Genomic DNA, 22413 nt, shown 5'->3' with positions numbered 1-22413 from the left:
GCCCTGGAAAGTTGATCTGAGCTCTCAGTAAATATCAATACGGTTCTGACGAGCCGCTTACGCTTTTCCTGCCGATATTTTTTCTCATTTACCTCACAAAGGTTAGCAATAACTGCTGGGAAAATTCTGAACTTGCCGTTATATTGACGCCTACATAACGTTATATTAAGGGGTTACAAATGGCACGTAAATGGTTAAATCTGTTTGCCGGGGCGGCACTCTCTTTGACAGTTGCTGGCAATGCATTGGCAGACGAAGGGAAAATCACGGTTTTTGCGGCAGCATCGCTGACGAATGCAATGCAGGACATTGCTACGCAGTATAAAAAAGAGAAAGGCGTGGATGTGGTTTCTTCTTTCGCCTCGTCTTCTACTCTGGCCCGTCAAATTGAAGCGGGTGCGCCTGCGGATCTGTTTATTTCTGCCGATCAGAAATGGATGGATTATGCGGTTGATAAAAAAGCGATCGATACGGCTACGCGTCAGACACTGCTCGGCAATAGCCTGGTCGTTGTAGCACCGAAAGCCAGTGAGCAGAAAGATTTCACTATCGACAGCAAAACCAACTGGACTTCGCTGCTGAATGGCGGCCGTCTGGCTGTTGGCGATCCGGAACATGTCCCTGCTGGCATTTATGCGAAAGAAGCACTGCAAAAACTGGGCGCATGGGATACGCTCTCTCCGAAACTGGCCCCAGCGGAAGATGTACGTGGAGCGCTGGCGCTGGTCGAACGTAACGAAGCGCCTCTGGGCATCGTCTACGGTTCTGACTCAGTTGCCAGCAAAGGGGTCAAAGTGGTCGCCACCTTCCCGGAAGATTCGCATAAAAAAGTGGAATATCCGGTTGCTGTCGTGGAAGGACATAACAACGCCACAGTGAAAGCATTTTATGATTATTTGAAAGGGCCGCAGGCAGCGGAAATCTTTAAACGTTACGGATTTACAACTAAGTAATGATACTGACCGATCCAGAATGGCAGGCGGTTTTACTAAGCCTGAAAGTTTCTTCCCTGGCTGTGCTGTTTAGCCTGCCGTTTGGGATCTTTTTTGCCTGGTTACTGGTGCGTTGTACGTTTCCGGGCAAAGCTCTGCTCGACAGCATACTGCACCTACCGTTAGTGTTACCCCCCGTGGTCGTCGGTTATCTGCTGCTGGTTTCAATGGGACGGCGCGGATTTATCGGCGAACGTCTGTATGACTGGTTTGGTATTACCTTCGCCTTTAGCTGGCGCGGCGCGGTTCTCGCTGCCGCTGTTATGTCGTTTCCGCTGATGGTGCGGGCAATTCGTCTGGCGCTGGAAGGGGTTGATGTCAAACTGGAACAGGCCGCAAGAACACTGGGGGCCGGGCGCTGGCGCGTTTTCTTTACTATCACGTTACCGCTGACCTTACCGGGAATTATTGTTGGTACGGTACTGGCTTTTGCTCGTTCTCTCGGTGAGTTTGGTGCAACCATCACCTTTGTGTCGAACATTCCCGGTGAAACGCGAACCATTCCTTCTGCCATGTATACCCTGATCCAGACTCCTGGCGGGGAAAGTGGCGCGGCGAGACTGTGCATTATCTCTATTGCGCTGGCGATGATCTCCCTGTTGATTTCAGAATGGCTGGCCAGAATCAGCCGTGAACGGGTGGGGCGCTAATCATGCTGGAACTGAATTTTTCTCAGACGTTAGGCAACCATTGCCTGACCATTAATGAAACGCTGCCCGCCAATGGCATCACTGCTATCTTTGGCGTCTCCGGTGCCGGAAAAACCTCGCTGATTAACGCCATCAGTGGACTGACACGTCCGCAAAAAGGGCGGATTGTCCTCAATGGTCGGGTACTAAATGACGCCGAAAAAGGTATCTGCCTTACACCAGAAAAGCGTCGCGTAGGCTATGTGTTTCAGGATGCGCGGCTGTTTCCGCATTACAAAGTGCGTGGCAATTTACGCTACGGCATGGCGAAAAGCATGGTCGATCAGTTCGATAAGCTGGTGGCGCTTTTAGGCATTGAACCGTTGCTTGACCGTTTACCGGGCAGCCTGTCCGGAGGCGAAAAACAGCGTGTGGCGATTGGTCGGGCTTTGCTGACGGCACCGGAATTGCTGTTGTTGGATGAACCGCTGGCGTCACTGGATATTCCGCGTAAACGCGAACTGTTGCCTTATCTGCAACGTCTGACGCGGGAAATCAACATTCCAATGTTGTATGTCAGCCATTCGCTGGATGAGATCCTCCATCTGGCAGACAGTGTGATGGTACTGGAAAACGGTCAGGTGAAAGCCTTTGGCGCGCTGGAAGAAGTCTGGGGTAGTAGCGTGATGAATCCGTGGCTGCCGAAAGAGCAACAAAGCAGCATTCTGAAAGTGACGGTACTTGAGCATCATCCGCATTACGCGATGACCGCGCTGGCGCTGGGCGATCAGCATTTGTGGGTCAATAAGCTGGATGAACCGCTGCAAACCGCGCTACGCATCCGCATTCAGGCTTCCGATGTCTCTCTGGTTTTACAACCGCCGCAGCAAACCAGCATTCGTAACGTATTGCGGGCAAAAGTTATTAATAGTTATGACGACAACGGCCAGGTGGAAGTGGAGTTGGAAGTCGGCGGTAAAACGCTGTGGGCGCGAATAAGCCCGTGGGCCAGGGATGAACTGGCGATCAAACCTGGCCTGTGGTTGTATGCGCAAATTAAAAGTGTGTCGATAACCGCCTGATTAAATCAGGTGGCTATAAATGAACCGGGCAATGCTGTCGGTGGTGTTATCACCAATCACAATGTTGGCGCGTGCCTTTACCGCGTCATCGGCGTTGCCCATTGCCACGCCAGTACCAGCGGCTTCCAGCATACTGATATCATTAAAGTTATCGCCGAACGCCACGACGTTCTCCATCGACCAGCCTTGCGCCTCAATCCATTTCGTCAAACGTTTTCCTTTGCTGTTGCCGCCGCGTGCAATATCAACCTGATCGTGCCAGGACCATTCACACTCCAGTCCCAGCTCATGTTCAACATGCTTACCAAAATGCTGCAATTGCGGCAGGTCATCGTGCGTCAGGGCGAATTTCCATACCGCGTTAACTTTCTGCGCCGTCTCGGCCAGTGAGGCAACCTGGGTAAAGGTCGGACGCTGTTCCGGCGGTAGAGTTTGCGCCCAGTTAGACGTGCGAATGACATGCCCGGTCGGGTGCTCATAGACCATTGCATCATCCACATACATCAGACCGTGAATGTGGTGTTCATTCAGCATCTCAATGAGTTGCAGGGCTTTGTTAACGGGCATTGGATCGGCCTCCAGCACGGTTTTTGCATGATAATCATACAAATAGGTGCCATTACAGCAAATAGCAGGTGTATCCAGCGCCAGCGCCTGATAAAAAGGATGAATAGCGACGTGATGGCGACCTGTGACGATAATCAATTGATAGCCAGCCTCGCGAGCGCGAGCCAGAGCTTCTATCGATGAAGGAAGCAGGGTCTTTTTCGGGGTCAATAAGGTGCCGTCTAAGTCGAGAGCAATCACGCGTGTGGTCATGGCGTATTCCAGATTAAGGTTAAGAATTTTCGTCTGTGCGAATGGTACACCGATACCACTATCGGACAAAATTCTGCGTTTTAATTCAGCATTCACCACCAAAAGCGACTAATTTTAGCTGTTACAGTCAGTTGCTAAATGCAAAGGAGCATTCATGAAGCAAACAGTTTATATCGCCAGCCCTGAGAGCCAGCAAATTCACGTCTGGAATCTGAATCATGAAGGCGCACTGACGCTGATACAGGTTGTCGATGTGCCGGGGCAGGTGCAGCCGATGGTGGTCAGCCCGGACAAACGTTATCTCTATGTTGGTGTTCGCCCTGAGTTTCGCGTCCTGGCGTATCGTATCGCCCCGGATGATGGCGCGCTGACCTTTGCCGCAGAGTCTGCGCTGCCGGGTAGCCCGACGCATATTTCCACCGATCACCAGGGGCAGTTTGTCTTTGTCAGTTCTTACAATGCGGGTAACGTGAGCGTAACGCGTCTGGAAGATGGTCTGCCAGTGGGCGTCGTAGATGTGGTCGAGGGGCTGGACGGTTGCCATTCTGCCAATATTTCACCGGATAACCGCACGCTGTGGGTTCCGGCATTAAAGCAGGATCGTATTTGCCTGTTTACGCTCAGCGATGATGGTCATCTGGTGGCGCAAGACCCTGCGGAAGTAACTACCGTTGAAGGGGCAGGCCCGCGCCATATGGTCTTCCATCCAAACGAACAATATGCGTATTGCGTCAATGAGTTAAACAGTTCAGTGGATGTCTGGGAACTAAAAGATCCGCACGGCAATATCGAATGTGTCCAGACGCTGGATATGATGCCGGAAAACTTCTCCGACACCCGTTGGGCGGCTGATATTCATATCACTCCGGATGGTCGTCATTTATACGCCTGTGACCGTACCGCCAGTCTGATTACTGTTTTCAGCGTTTCGGAAGATGGCAGCGTGTTGAGTAAAGAAGGCTTCCAGCCAACCGAAACCCAGCCACGCGGCTTCAATGTTGATCACAGCGGCAAGTATCTGATTGCCGCCGGGCAAAAATCTCACCACATCTCGGTATACGAAATTGTTGGCGAGCAGGGGCTACTGCATGAAAAAGGCCGCTATGCAGTCGGGCAGGGACCCATGTGGGTGGTGGTTAACGCACACTAACCGCTGATTTAACCGGCGCAGTATCTCCTGCGCCGGTGTATTAACCCATCTCCTGTAACGCATGTATCTGGCGTTCGACGATATTGGTCCACAAATTGTCTTTATCGTCAGTCCACAAATTAATCAGCAAGGCAAAAAAGCGTTCTGCTGCCGGAGAAAGCACGGCATCTTTGCGGCGAATAATCCCCAATGTCCGACGTATAACGGGTTCCACCAGCGGGATACCAATAATCGAAGAATAGGGCGCATGGGGCATTGCAAGGCTTGGTAGCGCCGAAATTCCCAGTCCTGCTTCCACCAGTCCTAATGACGTCGAAAGATGGCGCACTTCGTAAAACCAGTTCAACTTCTAGGGCTTATCGGCCAGGTTTTGTTCAATCAACAACCGATTACCACTGGATGAGCGCACACCAATCATTTTGTAACCTACCAACTCCTGCCATTCCACCAGCTGCTTTTTGGCCAATGGGTGGTCACGCCGACAGGCCAGCACAAATGGCTCGTTGACCAGTGGGGTAAAATCAATGGATGAATTTGTGATGTTGTTCATGTTTATGCCAAAGTCTGATTCGTTACACAGCACCGATTCCATGCAATTATTCGTGCCTTGTTCCAGAATCCGCACTTTAATATTGGGGTACAGCTCATTAAATTTACCGATCGCCAGTGGTAAAAAATAAAATACCGCGGTCGGAATACACGCTAACGTCACCATACCACGATGATAAGAATTCATACCATGAATACTAAAGAGCGTTTCATCGAATTTCTTTATTAATTCTCTCGCCTCCGGGAGTAATCTTTTTCCTGCTGTTGTTAACGTAACCTTGCGAGTTGTACGCTCAAAAAGTTGAATATGTAAATCATCTTCCATCTTTTTTATTTTGCGTGTTAATGCAGGTTGCGTAATATTAAGTAATTTAGCAGCATTGTTAAATGAACTGGTCTCTGCCAGTATGACAAATGCCTTCATACTTGATAATTCATGCTTCATTATTACTCCGGAAAATGGAAGCGACGATTTTGGGTGATTAGCAGTTAAAAATTTTAACTGCATTTAGCCAACTTAAATTAATGAAAAAATGTTATTAATCGTTGAGCTAAAGTCATTAGAGATGCTTTGCCCTTAATGTAACCATATCGCAATAAGTTATTTTTTTAAATTGAGGGCATTATTATGAAAAAAATACCCTGCGTGATGATGCGAGGTGGAACCTCGAGGGGCGCGTTCCTGTTAGCGGAACATTTACCCGAAGATCAAATGCAGCGCGATAAAATATTGATGGCAATTATGGGTTCCGGTAACGATCTGGAAATTGACGGTATTGGCGGCGGTAATCCACTGACCAGTAAAGTCGCCATTATTAGTCGTTCCAGCGATCCGCGTGCTGATGTTGATTATCTGTTTGCTCAGGTTATCGTCCATGAGCAACGTGTCGATACCACACCTAACTGCGGCAATATGTTGTCAGGCGTTGGGGCATTCGCCATTGAAAATGGTTTGATTGCAGCGACTTCGCCAGTTACTCGTGTACGTATCCGCAACGTCAATACTGGTACGTTCATCGAAGCTGATGTGCAAACGCCAAATGGTGTTGTCGAGTACGAAGGCAGCGCCAGGATTGACGGTGTACCGGGTACTGCCGCGCCAGTTGCGCTCACTTTCCTGAATGCAGCCGGCACGAAAACCGGAAAAGTCTTCCCGACTGATAATCAGATTGATTATTTCGACGATGTTCCGGTGACCTGTATCGATATGGCGATGCCAGTCGTCATTATTCCGGCTGAATATCTGGGTAAAACAGGCTATGAATTACCGGTGGAACTGGATGCAGACAAAACATTATTAGCCCGTATTGAATCTATCCGTCTACAAGCGGGTAAAGCAATGGGCTTAGGCGATGTCAGCAATATGGTGATTCCTAAACCTGTGCTTATTTCTCCTGCACAGAAAGGCGGGGCAATTAATGTGCGTTATTTTATGCCGCACTCCTGCCATCGCGCGTTGGCGATAACCGGTGCTATTGCCATTTCCAGTAGCTGTGCATTGGAAGGCACCGTCACCCGACAAATCGTCCCTTCTGTAGGATACGGCAATATCAATATTGAACACCCCAGCGGTGCGCTTGACGTTTATTTAAGCAATGAAGGGCAGGATGCCACGACGTTACGCGCATCTGTTATTCGGACGGCCAGAAAAATATTTTCCGGTGAAGTTTATCTTCCCTGAAAAATTTTGTTGTCGTGATAAGGACAATCAATAAAGGACTTCTGTACTAACCATACAGAATAATCAGGATTTCAAATGAATAAAAAATCGATATGGAAGCTAATTCTCATATTAGCAATCCCATGTATTATTGGCGTGATGCCAGCTCCAGCAGGGTTAAGCGAACTGGCGTGGGTACTTTTTGGTATCTATCTCGCGGCGATTGTCGGTCTGGTCATCAAACCTTTCCCTGAACCCGTGGTACTGCTAATCGCAGTTGCCGCCTCAATGGTTGTTGTGGGGAACTTATCTGATGGCGCGTTTAAAACAACTGCGGTATTAAGCGGTTACGCTTCCGGCACAACCTGGCTGGTGTTCTCAGCGTTTACCTTAAGCGCCGCATTTGTGACCACCGGCTTAGGTAAACGCATTGCCTATCTGCTGATTGGTAAAATCGGTAACACTACGCTGGGGTTGGGCTACGTTACGGTATTCCTCGACCTGGTACTGGCACCGGCAACACCTTCCAACACCGCGCGTGCGGGCGGTATCGTGTTACCGATCATCAACAGCGTGGCGGTGGCTTTGGGGTCTGAACCGGAAAAAAGCCCACGTCGTGTTGGACATTACCTGATGATGTCCATTTACATGGTCACCAAAACCACCAGCTATATGTTCTTCACCGCGATGGCAGGGAACATTCTGGCGCTGAAAATGATCAACGACATTCTGCACCTGCAAATTAGCTGGGGTGGATGGGCGCTGGCTGCCGGTTTACCGGGCATCATTATGTTGCTGGTAACCCCGCTGGTGATTTACACCATGTATCCACCAGAGATCAAAAAAGTCGATAATAAAACCATCGCCAAAGCGGGTCTTGCTGAACTGGGGCCGATGAAAATCCGCGAAAAAACGCTGCTCGGTGTGTTTGTGCTGGCGCTGTTGGGTTGGATTTTCAGTAAGTCTCTTGGCGTTGATGAATCCACCGTGGCGATCGTTGTAATGGCGACCATGCTGCTGCTGGGTATCGTTACCTGGGAAGACGTAGTTAAAAATAAAGGCGGCTGGAATACCTTAATTTGGTACGGCGGCATCATCGGCTTAAGCTCCTTATTATCGAAAGTGAAATTCTTCGAATGGTTAGCTGAAGTCTTTAAAAATAACCTGGCATTTGATGGTCACGGTAACGTTGCCTTCTTCGTGATTATTTTCCTTAGCATCATTGTGCGTTATTTCTTTGCTTCCGGTAGTGCCTATATCGTTGCCATGTTGCCGGTATTTGCCATGCTGGCGAATGTCTCTGGCGCACCATTAATGTTAACTGCGCTGGCGTTGCTTTTCTCTAACTCCTATGGCGGCATGGTTACTCACTATGGCGGCGCGGCAGGTCCGGTCATCTTTGGCGTGGGTTACAACGATATTAAGTCCTGGTGGTTGGTCGGTGCGGTACTGACGATATTAACCTTCCTGGTGCATATTACCCTCGGCGTGTGGTGGTGGAATATGCTGATCGGTTGGAACATGCTGTAATTATTTAAAAATATCCATTTATTATCTTTCTGCGCACTTAACGGTGCGCAGATATCTGGAGCATTTGATGATCAAGTTATCTGAAAAAGGCGTGTTTCTCGCCAGCAATAACGAAATAATTGCCGAAGAACATTTTGCTGGTGAAGTTAAAAAAGAAGAAGCCAAAAAAGGGACTATTTCCTGGTCTATTCTCTCTTCTCATAACACGTCCGGTAATATGGACAAACTTAAAATCAAGTTTGATTCCTTAGCCTCACACGATATTACCTTTGTTGGTATTATACAGACCGCTAAAGCGTCCGGTATGGAACGTTTCCCGCTGCCGTATGTGCTGACCAACTGCCATAACTCACTCTGCGCAGTCGGCGGCACCATTAACGGTGATGATCATATTTTTGGCTTATCGGCAGCGCAGCGTTATGGCGGCATTTTTGTGCCTCCGCATATTGCGGTTATCCATCAATATATGCGTGAAATGATGGCAGGCGGCGGCAAAATGATCCTCGGATCAGACAGCCACACCCGTTACGGTGCGTTAGGTACAATGGCGGTCGGTGAGGGCGGCGGCGAGCTGGTAAAACAACTGCTTAATGACACCTGGGATATCGACTATCCGGGCGTGGTTGCGGTGCATCTGACCGGAAAACCTGCGCCGTATGTAGGTCCGCAAGATGTGGCTTTGGCGATTATCGGTGCCGTGTTTAAAAACGGCTACGTCAAAAACAAAGTGATGGAGTTCGTGGGGCCAGGTGTTGCTGCGCTCTCTACCGATTTTCGTAACAGCGTTGACGTGATGACCACTGAAACCACCTGTTTAAGTTCTGTCTGGCAAACCGATGAAGAAGTCCATAACTGGCTGGCGCTGCACGGTCGCGGTCAGGATTACTGCCAGCTTAGCCCTCAACCGATGGCGTACTACGATGGCTGTATCAGCGTTGATTTAAGCGCTATCAAACCAATGATTGCGCTGCCGTTCCACCCGAGCAACGTGTATGAAATCGACACGCTGAACCAGAACCTGACCGACATTCTGCGTGAGATTGAAATCGAGTCCGAGCGCGTGGCGCACGGTAAAGCGAAGCTCTCGCTGCTGGATAAAGTCGAAAACGGTCGTCTGAAAGTGCAGCAGGGGATTATCGCTGGCTGTTCTGGCGGTAACTATGAAAACGTTATCGCCGCAGCAAATGCGCTGCGTGGTCAATCCTGTGGCAACGACACCTTCTCACTGGCTGTTTACCCGTCATCACAGCCAGTGTTTATGGATTTAGCCAAAAAAGGCGTGGTAGCCGATTTAATTGGCGCAGGCGCAATCATCAGAACCGCGTTCTGCGGCCCATGCTTTGGCGCGGGCGATACGCCAATCAACAACGGTTTGAGTATTCGCCACACCACGCGTAACTTCCCGAACCGCGAAGGCTCTAAGCCAGCTAATGGGCAGATGTCAGCGGTGGCGTTGATGGACGCTCGTTCTATCGCTGCGACTGCGGCAAACGGTGGTTATTTAACCTCTGCCAGCGAACTCGATTGCTGGGACAACGTGCCGGAGTACGCTTTCGATGTAACGCCGTATAAAAATCGCGTTTATCAGGGTTTTGTGAAAGGGGCGACGCAGCAATCGCTGATCTATGGACCTAACATTAAAGACTGGCCGGAGTTAGGTGCGCTGACTGACAACATCGTTCTCAAAGTGTGCTCGAAGATCCTCGACGAAGTGACCACCACGGATGAGTTGATTCCTTCCGGTGAAACCTCTTCTTATCGTTCAAATCCGATTGGTCTGGCAGAGTTTACCCTGTCACGCCGCGATCCTGGCTATGTTGGCAGAAGTAAAGCGACTGCTGAGCTGGAAAATCAGCGTCTGGCGGGGAATGTCAGCGAGCTGACAGAGGTGTTTGCGCGCATTAAGCAGATTGCAGGTCAAGAACATATTGATCCGCTGCAAACTGAAATTGGCAGCATGGTCTATGCGGTGAAACCAGGCGATGGTTCTGCGCGTGAACAGGCGGCGAGTTGCCAGCGTGTAATTGGTGGTCTGGCGAATATTGCCGAGGAGTACGCGACTAAACGCTACCGTTCTAATGTCATCAACTGGGGGATGTTACCGCTGCAGATGGCAGAAGCACCGAACTTTGACGTAGGTGATTACATTTACATCCCTGGCATTAAAGCGGCGCTGGATAATCCAGGTACGACGTTTAAAGGTTATGTGATTCATGCAGATGCGCCGGTAACGGAAATCACGCTCTATATGGAAGGTCTGACTGCCGAAGAGCGCGAGATTATCAAAGCGGGTAGTTTGATAAACTTCAATAAAAATCGTCAGATGTAAAACGATTATCATGTAGGCCGGATAAGGCGTTTACGCCGCATCCGGCAATGGGTTAATAGCCCTTACTTCTTCGACTCAGCAACCACTTTGCTACCCAAACCGCGGTTATTGTATTCCCACATGCGGTTGTAGTTAGTGTCATTCAGATTACGCTGTACTTCGTCGCTATCATCAACGCTGCCGGTATTACCCGCAAATGGACGATTGGAAATCACCGCATCGGCCCACGGTTTGGCTGTGTTAAAACCTTCGTTGATGGCGCTATCACGGATCACCACCTGACCGTTGGTATTGGCATCAACATCCAGCGAGCGGCCCAATTGCGCGACGCCATTACCGAAAGCATTGAAACGGCTGTTTACGGCGAGGAAACCGTAATAGATGTTAGACAGTGTTGCCGGTGCAAACACATACGCTTCTTGCTGAGTACGTGAGTTCACCACGTGGAATTCGGTGTTATCGAACACTACTGCGCCGCGACCAGAAACGATATCCACATCCCCTTCAATGTAACTGTTAGTCACCAGAGTACGTGGCTGACGGTTGGTTTCCAGACGGTTCTGCACACCACTGTTGGTGACAAAGAAGGTATTCTGACGACCGAGAATGTTGACGTTATTAATCTGCACTTTGTCGCCATCAGTACGCAGCGCCACCGCCGGATGGTTACCCGCATCTACGCTATCACCCAGCGTGTTCTCGATGGTCAGGTTTTGCAGTTGCAGGCCATTGTTTTGTGACCAGAAGACAGCAGAACACAGAACGCCGATGCTGTCGCTGCGTTTGCTCTCGCAGCTGTCGTACATATACCACGCCGGTTTACCTGGCATATATTTGCCGCGCGGGTTGACGTCGTGACGCCAGTCGGCTGGGCTCATGCCCCCATCAAGGGAAAGCCCAATCTTCACATCAATCGGTTTTTCACCTGTACCATAGACGGTAATTCCACCAGGAGCGGCTGGGACATACACCGTTCCCTGATACTCACCTGGCATCACGGCAATATACTGGCGCTTATTGGTACGCTTAATAATTGCCGCATCTACCGCCGCCTGAATCGTGGTATGCGTTACACCTGGAGTACCCGCCGGGCCGACAACAAAGTCAGGTTGCGCAGGTAGGGTAATCGGGGAAGGAGTCCACGCTGCAGCACCTGGCACCAGGGACGCAAAATAGTGTTGCGCATCGAAATTCTGCGCTTCTTTTGCCGAGAGAATCGGGCGAGAAGAGGTACCAGGCGCGGTTTGATCAGAAGGACGTTGATCGGGCGGTGTTGAGCTACAGGCGGTCAGCGTCACGCCAAAAGCCAATGCCAGCGCCAGACGGGAAACCGAAAATGTGTTCACAGGTTGCTCCGGGCTTTGAAATGGAAAAATGAATTCGTTGAAGTCTGCTTTTTTATACTAAGTTGGACTTATAAAAAAGCATCGCTTATCAATTTGTTGCAACGAACAGGTCACTATCAGTCAAAATAAAATCATGATTTGATTTCAATTTTGTCCCACTCCCTGCCTCTGTCATCACAATACTGTGATGCCATGGTGTCCGACTTATGCCCGAGAAGATGTTGCGCAAACTTATCGCTTATCTGCTTCTCATGGAGTCTTGCAGACAAACTGCGCAACTCGTGAAAGGTAGGCGGATCCCCTTCGAAGGAAAGACCTGATGCTTTTCGTGCGCGCATAAAATACCTTGATACTGTGCTGGATGAAAGCGGTTCACGACGAGTAGATGCAATTCACCTTGCTTACGTAGCTTGAGATTGGGCGTTCGTCGGCTGCGATTTATCAGCGCGTCTACACCACCTTCATCAGCCAGTTCGCGATAACGGTAAAACGTATCACATGAGACGCCCATGATTTTACAGGCCCTGGACACATTACGGAGTTCTTCAGCCAGATTGAGCAAACCGGATTTGTGTTTGATGACGGGATTGTTAGTATGAAACATGAGAGTTACCTCGTGTTGTGTATACGGATTCGACACCCATATCAAAACCGGTAACTCTCACCCCTTCAACGACATGTGTCAGATCAGGTCGCGACTGATACAATTAACGCATTTTCATGCACACATACACAAGGCTATGGCGTCGCTTTGGACATGACGGCGATACAATTTTCTCCACTCCGCCCTCTCTTGCCAGTTGATTGAGCATGGTTGCAATATCTCTTGGCGTCGTTAAGAACCCCGGCCTTGCATTTTTATATACATAACGTCGACAGCTACTTGAGGCACCTTCAGTAAGTACTCTGCCAACAATATCCGCACAGTTTTTTCCGATAATACGGTAATGAGGATTATTTTTTGTTTTTATCTTCACCCAGGTATCGCGCATTTTTTCCAGATTAAAGCAATCTTCATGTAAATGATAGGTAACATGAGGGGCGCCGTTTTCACGCTGAAGATCATATTCTTTAGGTATAAGGATGTAGGGAACCTGCTTAATCTCATTGTTATGAATAAAAGAACTGTTTAGTGCATTATTTCGCCCAAAGAATTTTGCCGTACCATCCGGCCACCAACTGACATAGTCTTCAGAAGAATCGCTATTACCTATCTGTAATGAGCAATGTCCAACATTTTCATTCTTTGGATACCAAATATAAACACTTCCACTTATACCATTCATGATAAAAATAGACTCTGTAAATAATTCTGTGTGACTGCCACTATGTTAAAGGTGATCGCTCTGGCGGTCACCGAACTCTATAATAAAACGGCTCATCACCCGTTGCCAATTCTGGATCGGCATGCTCCATTTTTTCGATGCCGACTGGATGGCCAGGTAAATGATCTTTCGCACCGAGTCATTTGTCGGGAGCACCTTGCTTGCGTAGCTGATTGCTGGTCCGGAGCTGGCCATGCGCAGGAAACGCGATGGCATAATCAACAACGGCCTGTCCAGTGGCTGCGATTTATCAGCGCCTCTACACTACCTTCATCAGCCAGATTGAGCAAACCGGCTTTGTGTTTGCTGACAGGATTGTTAGTATGAAGCATGAGAGTTACCTCGTGTTTTGTATACGGATTCGACACCTGTATCAAAATCGGTAACTGTCAACCTTTCAACGCCATGTGTCAGATCAGGTCGCGACTAATACATATGAACCCTTATATTTATCTTGGTGGAGCAATACTTGCAGAGGTCATTGGTACAACCTTAATGAAGTTTTCAGAGGGTTTTACACGATTATGGCCCTCTGTTGGTACAATTATTTGTTACTGTGCATCATTCTGGTTATTAGCTCAGACGCTGGCTTATATTCCTACAGGGATTGCTTATGCTATCTGGTCAGGAGTCGGTATTGTCCTGATTAGTTTACTGTCCTGGGGATTTTTCGGCCAACGGCTGGACCTGCCAGCCATTATCGGCATGATGTTGATTTGTGCCGGTGTGTTGGTGATTAATTTGTTGTCTCGAAGCACACCACATTAAAAATAATTTCTTTTGAATCGAGTGAAATACGTTAGCCCGCATGTAAATGCGGGCTGCTTTTTACAGGTTAGCGTTTGAGTTTTGTTGTTGTGTAGCGGTTTTTATGGGGGCTCCCAGGTTTTTAGTAAACCACTCAACAACTTTGTTTATAATAATTGGCTGATACCATGTGTTATCGCCATGTTCAGCCCCTTCTACCAGCACGTATTCAGCATTATCGCCGTTCTTCTTCAACATCCTGAATAGTTTGGCGCTTTGCTCCGGTGAAACCAGAGTGTCTTTGCTACCATGCATAATAAGGAATGGGGGTTTGACTCCTTTCATATGTCCGATTGGACTGGCGTTTAGCGCTTTTTCTTTTGACGCTGTGATGGGGGCTCCCGCAAAACTTCTGAATGCAGGGCCATTGATCATTAAAGCTTCGGTTACGGCAGGAGACCGATGAACCTCCTGCACTGACTCAGGGAACCCCTCGCCAATATTCAACAAGTCAGAAATCCCATAAAGTGTGGCAACTGCCTGAACATCTGATGATTGCTGAAGAAAGTCACCTTTATCAAAGGTTTTGTTACCATTTGTAGTTCCCATCATCTGGGCAAGCCATCCACCGGCAGAGTCACCCAGAACTCCGATTCTTTGAGGATCAATTCCATAATCGCTGGCATGCTCTCTCAGGTAACGTATTGCAGCTTTTCCATCCTCAACCGGTGCTGGAAATGTATCAGGAATTGTTCTGTATTCTACAGCGGCTACAACAAACCCTGCTTCAGCCAGAGCCATTCTCATTTCAATAAATTTGTCATGTTCAGAAGACATGAATCCGCCGCCAGGATAATAAATAATGGCGGGTTTTAACTCATTTGTTCGTGGGGCAAGAACTGACATGTGAAGCTGTCTGACAGAACGAGTCCCTTTTATCTGGGAATAAACAACATCACCAATAAGATCGACCTGGTTTCTGGCCGGTGAAACACTAATGACATCTGCACCGGGGGTGTAACCTGGAAGATTAGTCTGGACAGGTGTTGCACAACTCCCGACCGACATGACCATTGACATACCATACAATAGTGTTGCGGATGATAATATCTTGTTAATTTTCATGTTTTGCATGCCTTGACTTATCAGATGAAATTCTCTTAGTGAATTTAATGGCAACTTAATAGCCGTACAACTCAAGGTAGCCAGGGAAGTATCCCGGTTGCGGTTAAAGTTGTACCTGGTGGTTATTATTTCAACAATGCTTAAAGTGAGAGTTTAGGGTTATGCATCTGTTTTACAGTCCTGGTGCATTCAGGCCAATAGTTTCTTTGTACAATTCTGTCAGAAATTAATCTTGGTTTGCAGAGACGTTGGGTTAAATACATATGCAGAATGAGGCGATACTTTGACATGTGAAATCAGTGAGTAACAGCCTCAAAGTCGGCGAGCAGAACCATTACCATGCATGAACCCATGGCGCCGTGCGGTTTTGTCTCTCGAAGAACATCAGAAAGCATCGTTGCTGCGGAGTTACAGCGAATGTGTTCGCTGGGAGCATCAAGTCATTATAACGCAGTGGGCATGGAGCAAGTCTGTTACGTAATAGGGGTTTTTAGCCAGCACCCTCTTGACGGCATTGAATTGCTTTTGTTATGAGTTGCAAGTCGATGTTATCATCTTGTTAAGGTGGCTTATGAAAGATGGTGCGCTGCTCAGGAGTTCTTCACTTTTTATTGCCTACATGGGATGCCTTGGGTGGGGGAGTGCTTATTTCTATGGCTGGGGCACTTCTTTTTACTACGGCTTTCCATGGTGGATTGTAGGTGCTGGTGTTGATGATGTTGCCAGAAGTTTATTTTTTGCTGTTATCGTCATAGCTATATTTCTTATCGGCTGGGGTGTTGGTGTTGTATTTTTCTTCGCAGTAAAAAGAAAACACTCTATGCAGGAGCTAAATGTTTTTCGCCTTTATTTTGCTGTGGAATTATTGTTTGTGCCTGCTATTATTGAGTTTTCTATATTGAGACAGACGGTTCAGGTGTCTCTTTTGCTACTGTCAGCTGCTATAGCACTGGGGGTTACAATTGCGATAAGATTTTATGGGCGGTTTTTATCGGTATCATGCTTCTATGATAAGCCATTTATAAAGAAGCATTTTTTTGAAATTGTGCTGGTCTCTTTTGTGGCATATTTCTGGCTTTTTTCATTTCTGACTGGATATTATAAACCGCAGTTTAAGAAAGAATATGAAATGATTAATTATAATGATAATTTGTATTATGTCCTTGCTCGTTATGATAATCGCCTGGTTTTGTCTACATCTTTTAATGCAGGGAATAAGCGGTTTGTTATTTATCAATCCGCACAGGATAAGAATCTTCAGGTTGATATTGTAAGGACCAGGATTTAATGGGTTGCATAAAGAATAATGTATTAATCTGCGGGTTGGTTTTCGCATGAATAGAACCTTAGACATGCAGATTTTTATAAACTGTGTCCGCTTCTGTTGTGATCCTGCTTTTGGTAGTGATGCTGGATTTCACCAGCAGGATAATATCGGGGCTGGTACGTGAGATTATGATGTAATTGTGGCCTGTGATTGATAAAAATCGGTACTAATAATGCTTGATTTTTTGGTTTGCTGTTTATTAAAAACACTGCTGCATGGTGAATCCCCCTATGCGGTGGGGCAATCAGCTAGAAGGAATATGGGGTAATCGCGGATTCAGGTGCTGATACTGAATTCACCGGGAGGCACCCGGCACCATGTACTGCAACAAAAGTGTTTTTTCTCAAACTATCATTGTTATCCCTTTATTTCCGGCTGCGCATGGCGCAGCCTTTTTTTTACGATCTGCCACTGACAGATGGTCATCCTGTGATCTGATTCCGGTTCCGGCTTTTAACTCTGTTCCTGTACATGGGAGAAAGTCGATGTCAATTAAACATTACGATGTTGCCAGAGCCGCGTCGCCGTCAGACCTTGCGGAAAAGCTGACACACAAAATGAAAGAGGGCTGGCAGCCGTTTGGTCGTCCGGTGGCCAATGTCACCCGTGCCGTTAAAGACATGGCGGTGCGGCAGCTTATCGCCATCGCGCAGGTCATTACTAATGAGTTTCATGAACCCTCCTTTCTTGTTTGCAGAAAGTGTAGCCAGAACCCCTCACGCTGACTGCTCGTTATTAGCAAAAAATGTTTCATCCTGTACCGCGCGATTAACCGCTGAGGTCAGGCGCTGCAACTGTTGCGGGTGAATAATATAGGGCGGCATCAGGTAAATCAGTTTGCCAAAAGGCCGGATCCAGACACCCTGTTCGACAAAGAATTTTTGCAGCGCCGCCATATTCACCGGACGAGTGGTTTCGACCACACCAATTGCTCCCAGTACGCGCACATCGGCAACTATTTTGGCATCACGGGCGGGGGCCAGTTGCTCGCGCAGCTGCACTTCAATAGCCGCTACTTGTTGCTGCCAGTCGCCAGACTCGATAATCGCCAGGCTGGCGTTTGCTGCCGCGCAGGCCAGCGGATTACCCATAAAAGTTGGCCCGTGCATAAAGCAGCCAGCTTCACCGTTACTTATGGTCTCAGCAACCTCGCGCGTGGTGAGCGTGGCAGAAAGGGTCATCGTACCGCCGGTTAAGGCTTTACCGAGGCATAAAATATCTGGCGCGATCCCTGCATGTTCACAGGCAAACAGTTTGCCTGTGCGACCAAATCCGGTGGCGATCTCGTCATTAATCAGCAAGATACCTTCACGATCGCACATTTTGCGGATTCGTTTTAACCATTCAGGATGGTAGATGCGCATCCCGCCTGCGCCCTGGACAATCGGTTCAATGATCACCGCCGCGATTTCATGACGATGCGCCGCCATCAGGCGCGCAAAGCCCACCATATCGCGCTCATCCCATTCGCCATCCATGCGGCTTTGCGGGGCTGGAGCAAACAAGTTTTCTGGCATATAGCCTTTCCACAAGCTGTGCATCGAGTTGTCTGGATCGCACACCGACATCGCGCCAAAGGTATCGCCATGATAACCATTGCGGAAGGTCAGAAAACGCTGGCGCACTTCGCCTTTGGCTTGCCAGTACTGCAACGCCATTTTCATCGCCACTTCCACCGCTACGGAACCGGAGTCCGCGAGAAAAACGCATTCCAGCGGTTGCGGCGTCATCGCCACCAGTTTGCGGCACAGCTCAATGGCTGGCGCATGGGTGATACCGCCAAACATCACATGCGACATGGCATCAATTTGCGATTTCATCGCGGCATTGAGTTGTGGGTGATTGTAACCGTGGATCGCCGCCCACCAGGACGACATACCGTCAACCAGACGTCTGCCGTCAGACAAAATCAGCTCGCAACCTTCGGCGCTTGCCACCGGATAAACCGGCAGCGGGGAGGTCATGGATGTGTAGGGGTGCCAGATATGGCGTTGGTCAAAGGCAAGATCGTCCGTTGTCATAATCGACTTGTAAACCAAATTGAAAAGATTTAGGTTTACGAATCTACACCGAATTAACAACAAAAAACACGTTTTGGAGAAGCCCTATGGCTCACCGCCCACGCTGGACATTGTCGCAAGTCACAGAATTATTTGAAAAACCGTTGCTTGATCTGCTGTTTGAAGCGCAGCAGGTGCATCGTCAGCATTTCGATCCTCGTCAGGTACAGGTCAGCACTTTGCTGTCGATTAAAACCGGAGCTTGTCCGGAAGATTGCAAATACTGCCCGCAAAGCTCGCGCTACAAAACCGGGCTGGAAGCCGAGCGGTTGATGGAAGTTGAACAGGTGCTGGAGTCAGCGCGCAAAGCGAAGGCGGCGGGATCGACGCGTTTTTGCATGGGCGCGGCGTGGAAGAATCCGCACGAACGCGATATGCCGTACCTGGAACAAATGGTGCAGGGGGTAAAAGATTTAGGGCTGGAGGCGTGTATGACGCTGGGCACATTGAGCGAATCTCAGGCGCAGCGCCTGGCGAACGCCGGGCTGGATTACTACAACCACAACCTCGACACCTCGCCGGAGTTTTACGGCAATATCATTACCACACGCACTTATCAGGAACGTCTCGATACGCTGGAAAAAGTGCGCGATGCCGGGATCAAAGTCTGCTCAGGTGGCATTGTGGGTTTAGGCGAAACGGTAAAAGATCGGGCCGGATTATTGCTGCAACTGGCAAACCTGCCGACGCCGCCGGAAAGCGTGCCAATCAACATGCTGGTGAAGGTGAAAGGCACACCGCTGGCAGATAACGATGATGTCGATGCCTTTGATTTTATTCGCACCATTGCAGTAGCGCGGATCATGATGCCGACCTCTTACGTACGCCTTTCTGCCGGACGCGAGCAGATGAATGAACAGACCCAGGCGATGTGCTTTATGGCTGGCGCAAACTCGATTTTCTACGGTTGCAAACTGCTGACCACGCCGAATCCGGAAGAAGATAAAGACCTGCAACTGTTCCGCAAACTGGGGCTAAATCCACAGCAAACTGCCGTGCTGGCGGGCGATAACGAACAACAGCAACGTCTGGAGCAGGCATTGATGACCCCGGACACTGACGAATACTACAACGCGGCAGCGCTATGAGCTGGCAGGAGAAAATCAACGCGGCGCTCGATGCGCGGCGTACTGCCAATGCCCTGCGTCACCGTTATCCGGTGGCGCAAGGAGCCGGACGCTGGCTGGTGGTGAATGATCGCCAGTATATGAACTTTTCCAGTAACGATTATTTAGGTTTAAGCCATCATCCGCACATTATCCGTGCCTGGCAGCAGGGGGCAGAACAATTTGGCGTAGGTAGTGGCGGCTCCGGTCACGTCAGCGGTTATAGCGTTGCGCATCAGGCGCTGGAAGAAGAACTTGCCGAGTGGCTGGGCTATTCGCGGGCGCTGCTGTTTATCTCCGGTTTTGCTGCTAATCAGGCAGTCATCACCGCGATGACGTCGAAAGAGGACCGCATTGTTGCCGATCGGCTTAGCCACGCCTCCTTGCTGGAAGCCGCCAGTTTAAGCCCGGCGCAGCTTCGTCGTTTTGCTCATAACGATGTCGCTCATCTGGCGCGACTGCTTGCCTCCTCCTGTTCGGGGCAGCAACTGGTGGTGACAGAAGGCGTGTTTAGCATGGACGGCGATAGTGCACCACTGGTGGAAATCCAGCAGGTAACGCAACAGCACAATGCCTGGTTGATGGTCGATGATGCCCACGGCACGGGTGTTATCGGTGAACAGGGGCGCGGCAGCTGCTGGCAGCAGCAGGTGAAGCCAGAATTGCTGGTGGTGACTTTTGGTAAAGGATTTGGCATCAGCGGGGCAGCGGTGCTTTGTTCTGATAGCGTGGCGAATTATCTGCTGCAATTCGCCCGTCATCTTATCTACAGCACCAGTATGCCACCCGCTCAGGCGCAGGCATTACGTGCGGCGCTGGCGGTCATTCGCAGTGAAGAGGGGGATGCCCGGCGCGAAAAACTGGCGGCACTCATTACGCGTTTTCGTGCCGGAGTGCAGGGTTTGCCGTTTACTCTTGTTGATTCACGTAGCGCCATTCAGCCATTAATCGTCGGTGATAACAGCCGTGCATTACAACTGGCAGAAAAACTGCGCCTGCAAGGCTGCTGGGTCACGGCGATTCGCCCGCCAACCGTCCCCGCTGGTACTGCGCGACTGCGTCTGACCTTAACCGCAGCCCATGAAACGCAGGATATCGACCGGTTGCTGGAGGTGCTGAATGGCAACGGTTAATAAACAAGCTATTGCTGCGGCATTTGGTCGGGCAGCCGCGCAATATGAGCAACACGCAGATCTACAGCGCCAGAGCGCTGACGTCTTACTGGCAATGCTCCCACAGCGTACATACACCCACGTGCTGGACGCTGGTTGTGGGCCAGGCTGGATGAGTCGCCACTGGCGCGAACGTCACGCGCAGGTGACGGCGTTAGATCTTTCGCCGCCAATGCTTGTTCAGGCACGCCAGAAGGATGCCGCAGATCATTATCTGGCGGGAGATATCGAATGTCTGCCGTTAGCGACTGCGACGTTCGATCTTGCATGGAGCAATCTCGCGGTGCAGTGGTGCGGTAATTTATCCACGGCACTCCGCGAGCTATACAGGGTGGTGCGCCCCGGAGGCATGGTGGCGTTTACCACGCTGGCGCAGGGATCGTTACCCGAACTGCATCAGGCGTGGCAAGCGGTGGACGAGCGCCCGCATGCCAATCGCTTTTTACCACCAGATGAAATCGAACAGTCGCTGCACGGCGTGCATTATCAACACCATATTCAGCCTGTCAGGCTGTGGTTTGATGACGCGCTCAGTGCCATGCGTTCGCTGAAAGGCATCGGTGCAACGCATCTTCATGAAGGGCGCGACCCGCGAATATTAACGCGTTCGCAGTTGCAGCGATTGCAACTGGCCTGGCCGCAACAACAGGGGCGATATCCTCTGACGTATCATCTTTTTTTGGGAGTAATTGCTCGTGAGTAAACGTTATTTTGTTACCGGAACGGATACCGAAGTGGGGAAAACCGTTGCCAGTTGTGCACTTTTACAAGCCGCAAAAGCCGCAGGCTATCGGACAGCTGGTTATAAACCGGTGGCCTCTGGCAGCGAAAAGACCCTGGAAGGCTTACGTAATAGCGACGCGTTAGCGTTACAGCGCAGCAGCAGCCTGCAACTGGATTACGCAACGGTAAATCCTTACACCTTCGCAGAACCCACTTCGCCGTACATCATCAGCGCGCAAGAGGGCAGGCCGATAGAATCATCGGTAATGAGCGCCGGATTACGCGCGCTTGAGCAACAGGCTGACTGGGTGTTAGTGGAAGGCGCTGGCGGCTGGTTTACGCCCCTTTCTGACACATCCACTTTCGCGGATTGGGTAACACAGGAACAACTGCCGGTAATACTTGTGGTTGGCGTGAAACTCGGCTGTATTAATCACGCGATGTTGACTGCACAGGCAATACAACACGCCGGACTGACTCTGGCGGGGTGGGTGGCGAACGATGTCACACCTCCGGGAAAACGTCACGCTGAATATATGGCCACGCTCACCCGCATGATTCCCGCGCCGCTGTTGGGAGAAATTCCCTGGCTTGCAGAAAATCCAGAAAATGCAGCAACCGGAAAGTTCATAAACCTTGCCTTGTTGTAGTCATCCTGTATTTGGTTGAATTATGAGCGAGATCACGTCTTGGATTGACTGCAATTTAACCAATTAAATTCCAAAAAAATCACGAAAAAAAT

General features: G+C 49.5%; 18 protein-coding genes and 9 pseudogenes. 15 read left to right on the top strand and 12 right to left on the bottom strand.

Features of this window, described 5'->3' with window-relative positions:
- Nucleotides 1–179 precede the first annotated feature (179 nt).
- From modA to modC, 3 genes are read left to right on the top strand one after another with little or no spacing between them, the layout of a single operon-like run.
- A complete protein-coding gene (gene modA, locus A7090_RS05775) occupies nt 180–953 on the top strand; it encodes a molybdate ABC transporter substrate-binding protein (protein ID WP_105273332.1) in 774 nt (257 codons plus the stop codon).
- On the top strand, nt 953–1642 hold the full coding sequence (gene modB, locus A7090_RS05770) for a molybdate ABC transporter permease subunit (RefSeq protein ID WP_105273331.1): 690 nt from the start codon (nt 953–955) through the stop codon (nt 1640–1642). The genes modA and modB overlap by 1 nt, the downstream gene beginning before the upstream one ends.
- A 2-nt stretch (nt 1643–1644) precedes the next feature.
- Entirely contained in the window at nt 1645–2703 is a 1059-nt protein-coding gene (gene modC / locus A7090_RS05765) for a molybdenum ABC transporter ATP-binding protein ModC (RefSeq protein ID WP_105273330.1), read from the top strand.
- Here modC and ybhA read toward each other — a convergent pair whose 3' ends face one another.
- Nucleotides 2704–3522, bottom strand: coding sequence for a bifunctional pyridoxal phosphate/fructose-1,6-bisphosphate phosphatase (gene ybhA / locus A7090_RS05760; protein ID WP_105273329.1), 819 nt, complete (start codon nt 3520–3522; stop codon nt 2704–2706).
- 154 nt (nt 3523–3676) lie between these two features.
- On the opposite strand from ybhA, the gene pgl reads away from it, so the two are divergent.
- Nucleotides 3677–4672 (top strand): 6-phosphogluconolactonase, encoded by a 996-nt coding sequence (gene pgl, locus A7090_RS05755; protein WP_105273328.1) that lies wholly within the window; start codon nt 3677–3679, stop codon nt 4670–4672.
- 40 nt (nt 4673–4712) lie between these two features.
- On the opposite strand, the pseudogene A7090_RS05750 reads toward pgl, so the two are convergent.
- A pseudogene (locus tag A7090_RS05750) lies at nt 4713–5666 on the bottom strand (LysR family transcriptional regulator).
- Nucleotides 5667–5849: 183 nt separating this feature from the next.
- Between A7090_RS05750 and A7090_RS05745 the strand changes: the two are divergent.
- The 3 genes from A7090_RS05745 (at nt 5850) to A7090_RS05735 (ending at nt 10740) form a co-directional block, all read left to right on the top strand.
- The gene (locus A7090_RS05745; protein ID WP_105273327.1) at nt 5850–6902 is read left to right on the top strand and encodes a 4-oxalomesaconate tautomerase; all 1053 of its coding nucleotides are present in this window, start codon (nt 5850–5852) and stop codon (nt 6900–6902) included.
- A 75-nt stretch (nt 6903–6977) separates the two neighbouring features.
- Complete coding sequence (locus tag A7090_RS05740) at nt 6978–8411, top strand: anion permease (protein WP_105273326.1); 1434 nt, start codon at nt 6978–6980, stop codon at nt 8409–8411.
- 67 nt (nt 8412–8478) lie between these two features.
- Nucleotides 8479–10740 (top strand): hydratase, encoded by a 2262-nt coding sequence (locus tag A7090_RS05735; RefSeq protein ID WP_105273325.1) that lies wholly within the window; start codon nt 8479–8481, stop codon nt 10738–10740.
- A gap of 62 nt (nt 10741–10802) precedes the next feature.
- Here the strand turns inward: A7090_RS05735 and A7090_RS05730 are convergent, their stop codons facing one another.
- From A7090_RS05730 to A7090_RS05705, 6 genes and pseudogenes are all read right to left on the bottom strand, one after another.
- Complete coding sequence (locus A7090_RS05730) at nt 10803–12086, bottom strand: putative acyl-CoA thioester hydrolase (RefSeq protein ID WP_105273324.1); 1284 nt, start codon at nt 12084–12086, stop codon at nt 10803–10805.
- A 131-nt stretch (nt 12087–12217) separates the two neighbouring features.
- Nucleotides 12218–12478, bottom strand: a pseudogene (locus A7090_RS05725) (tyrosine-type recombinase/integrase); the annotation flags it as partial.
- 10 nt (nt 12479–12488) lie between these two features.
- Nucleotides 12489–12690: pseudogene (locus A7090_RS05720) on the bottom strand (helix-turn-helix domain-containing protein); the annotation flags it as partial.
- Between the two features lie 103 nt (nt 12691–12793).
- The gene (locus A7090_RS05715) at nt 12794–13372 is read right to left on the bottom strand and encodes a hypothetical protein (protein WP_105273323.1); all 579 of its coding nucleotides are present in this window, start codon (nt 13370–13372) and stop codon (nt 12794–12796) included.
- A gap of 45 nt (nt 13373–13417) precedes the next feature.
- Entirely contained in the window at nt 13418–13627 is a 210-nt protein-coding gene (locus tag A7090_RS05710; RefSeq protein ID WP_157941443.1) for a hypothetical protein, read from the bottom strand.
- Nucleotides 13566–13743: pseudogene (locus A7090_RS05705) on the bottom strand (IS481 family transposase); the annotation flags it as partial. The pseudogene A7090_RS05705 and the gene A7090_RS05710, both read right to left, overlap by 62 nt.
- A 103-nt stretch (nt 13744–13846) precedes the next feature.
- On the opposite strand from A7090_RS05705, the gene emrE reads away from it, so the two are divergent.
- Nucleotides 13847–14179 (top strand): multidrug efflux SMR transporter EmrE, encoded by a 333-nt coding sequence (gene emrE / locus A7090_RS05700; protein ID WP_001070442.1) that lies wholly within the window; start codon nt 13847–13849, stop codon nt 14177–14179.
- A gap of 60 nt (nt 14180–14239) precedes the next feature.
- Here the strand turns inward: emrE and A7090_RS05695 are convergent, their stop codons facing one another.
- Nucleotides 14240–15283, bottom strand: coding sequence for an alpha/beta hydrolase fold domain-containing protein (locus tag A7090_RS05695; protein WP_105273322.1), 1044 nt, complete (start codon nt 15281–15283; stop codon nt 14240–14242).
- A 352-nt stretch (nt 15284–15635) separates the two neighbouring features.
- Between A7090_RS05695 and A7090_RS25710 the strand changes: the two are divergent.
- Nucleotides 15636–15761: pseudogene (locus tag A7090_RS25710) on the top strand (bacteriophage antitermination protein Q); the annotation flags it as partial.
- 67 nt (nt 15762–15828) lie between these two features.
- A pseudogene (locus tag A7090_RS05690) lies at nt 15829–16571 on the top strand (hypothetical protein).
- Between the two features lie 405 nt (nt 16572–16976).
- Here A7090_RS05690 and A7090_RS26425 read toward each other — a convergent pair.
- Nucleotides 16977–17098: pseudogene (locus A7090_RS26425) on the bottom strand (hypothetical protein); the annotation flags it as partial.
- Between A7090_RS26425 and A7090_RS05675 the strand changes: the two are divergent.
- Nucleotides 17096–17206, top strand: a pseudogene (locus tag A7090_RS05675) (DUF1737 domain-containing protein); the annotation flags it as partial. The pseudogenes A7090_RS26425 and A7090_RS05675 overlap by 3 nt on opposite strands.
- Here A7090_RS05675 and A7090_RS26125 read toward each other — a convergent pair.
- Nucleotides 17180–17284 (bottom strand): annotated as a pseudogene (locus A7090_RS26125) (kinase inhibitor); the annotation flags it as partial. The pseudogenes A7090_RS05675 and A7090_RS26125 sit on opposite strands and share 27 nt — an antisense overlap.
- A 42-nt stretch (nt 17285–17326) precedes the next feature.
- Nucleotides 17327–18631 carry an adenosylmethionine--8-amino-7-oxononanoate transaminase gene (gene bioA, locus A7090_RS05670; RefSeq protein WP_105273320.1) on the bottom strand — a complete coding sequence of 435 codons (1305 nt, stop codon included), beginning with the start codon at nt 18629–18631 and terminating at the stop codon, nt 17327–17329.
- Nucleotides 18632–18717: 86 nt separating this feature from the next.
- Here bioA and bioB point away from each other — a divergent pair, with 86 nt between their 5' ends.
- Genes bioB through bioD form a run of 4 tightly spaced genes read left to right on the top strand, consistent with a single transcriptional unit; the run spans nt 18718 to nt 22321 of the window.
- Nucleotides 18718–19758 carry a biotin synthase BioB gene (gene bioB, locus A7090_RS05665; protein ID WP_105273319.1) on the top strand — a complete coding sequence of 347 codons (1041 nt, stop codon included), beginning with the start codon at nt 18718–18720 and terminating at the stop codon, nt 19756–19758.
- On the top strand, nt 19755–20909 hold the full coding sequence (bioF, locus tag A7090_RS05660) for an 8-amino-7-oxononanoate synthase (RefSeq protein WP_105273318.1): 1155 nt from the start codon (nt 19755–19757) through the stop codon (nt 20907–20909). The genes bioB and bioF overlap by 4 nt, the downstream gene beginning before the upstream one ends.
- A complete protein-coding gene (gene bioC, locus A7090_RS05655) occupies nt 20896–21651 on the top strand; it encodes a malonyl-ACP O-methyltransferase BioC (protein WP_105273317.1) in 756 nt (251 codons plus the stop codon). The genes bioF and bioC overlap by 14 nt, the downstream gene beginning before the upstream one ends.
- Nucleotides 21644–22321, top strand: a complete 678-nt coding sequence (gene bioD / locus A7090_RS05650; protein ID WP_105273316.1) for a dethiobiotin synthase — start codon at nt 21644–21646, stop codon at nt 22319–22321. Before bioC ends, bioD begins: the two co-directional genes overlap by 8 nt.
- Nucleotides 22322–22413 lie beyond the last annotated feature (92 nt).

It is taken from the genome of Escherichia sp. MOD1-EC7003 (assembly GCF_002965065.1).
Lineage (GTDB): Bacteria > Pseudomonadota > Gammaproteobacteria > Enterobacterales > Enterobacteriaceae > Escherichia.
Note: the sequence above shows the minus strand (reverse complement) of the source record. Positions and strands in the feature narration are given on the sequence as shown.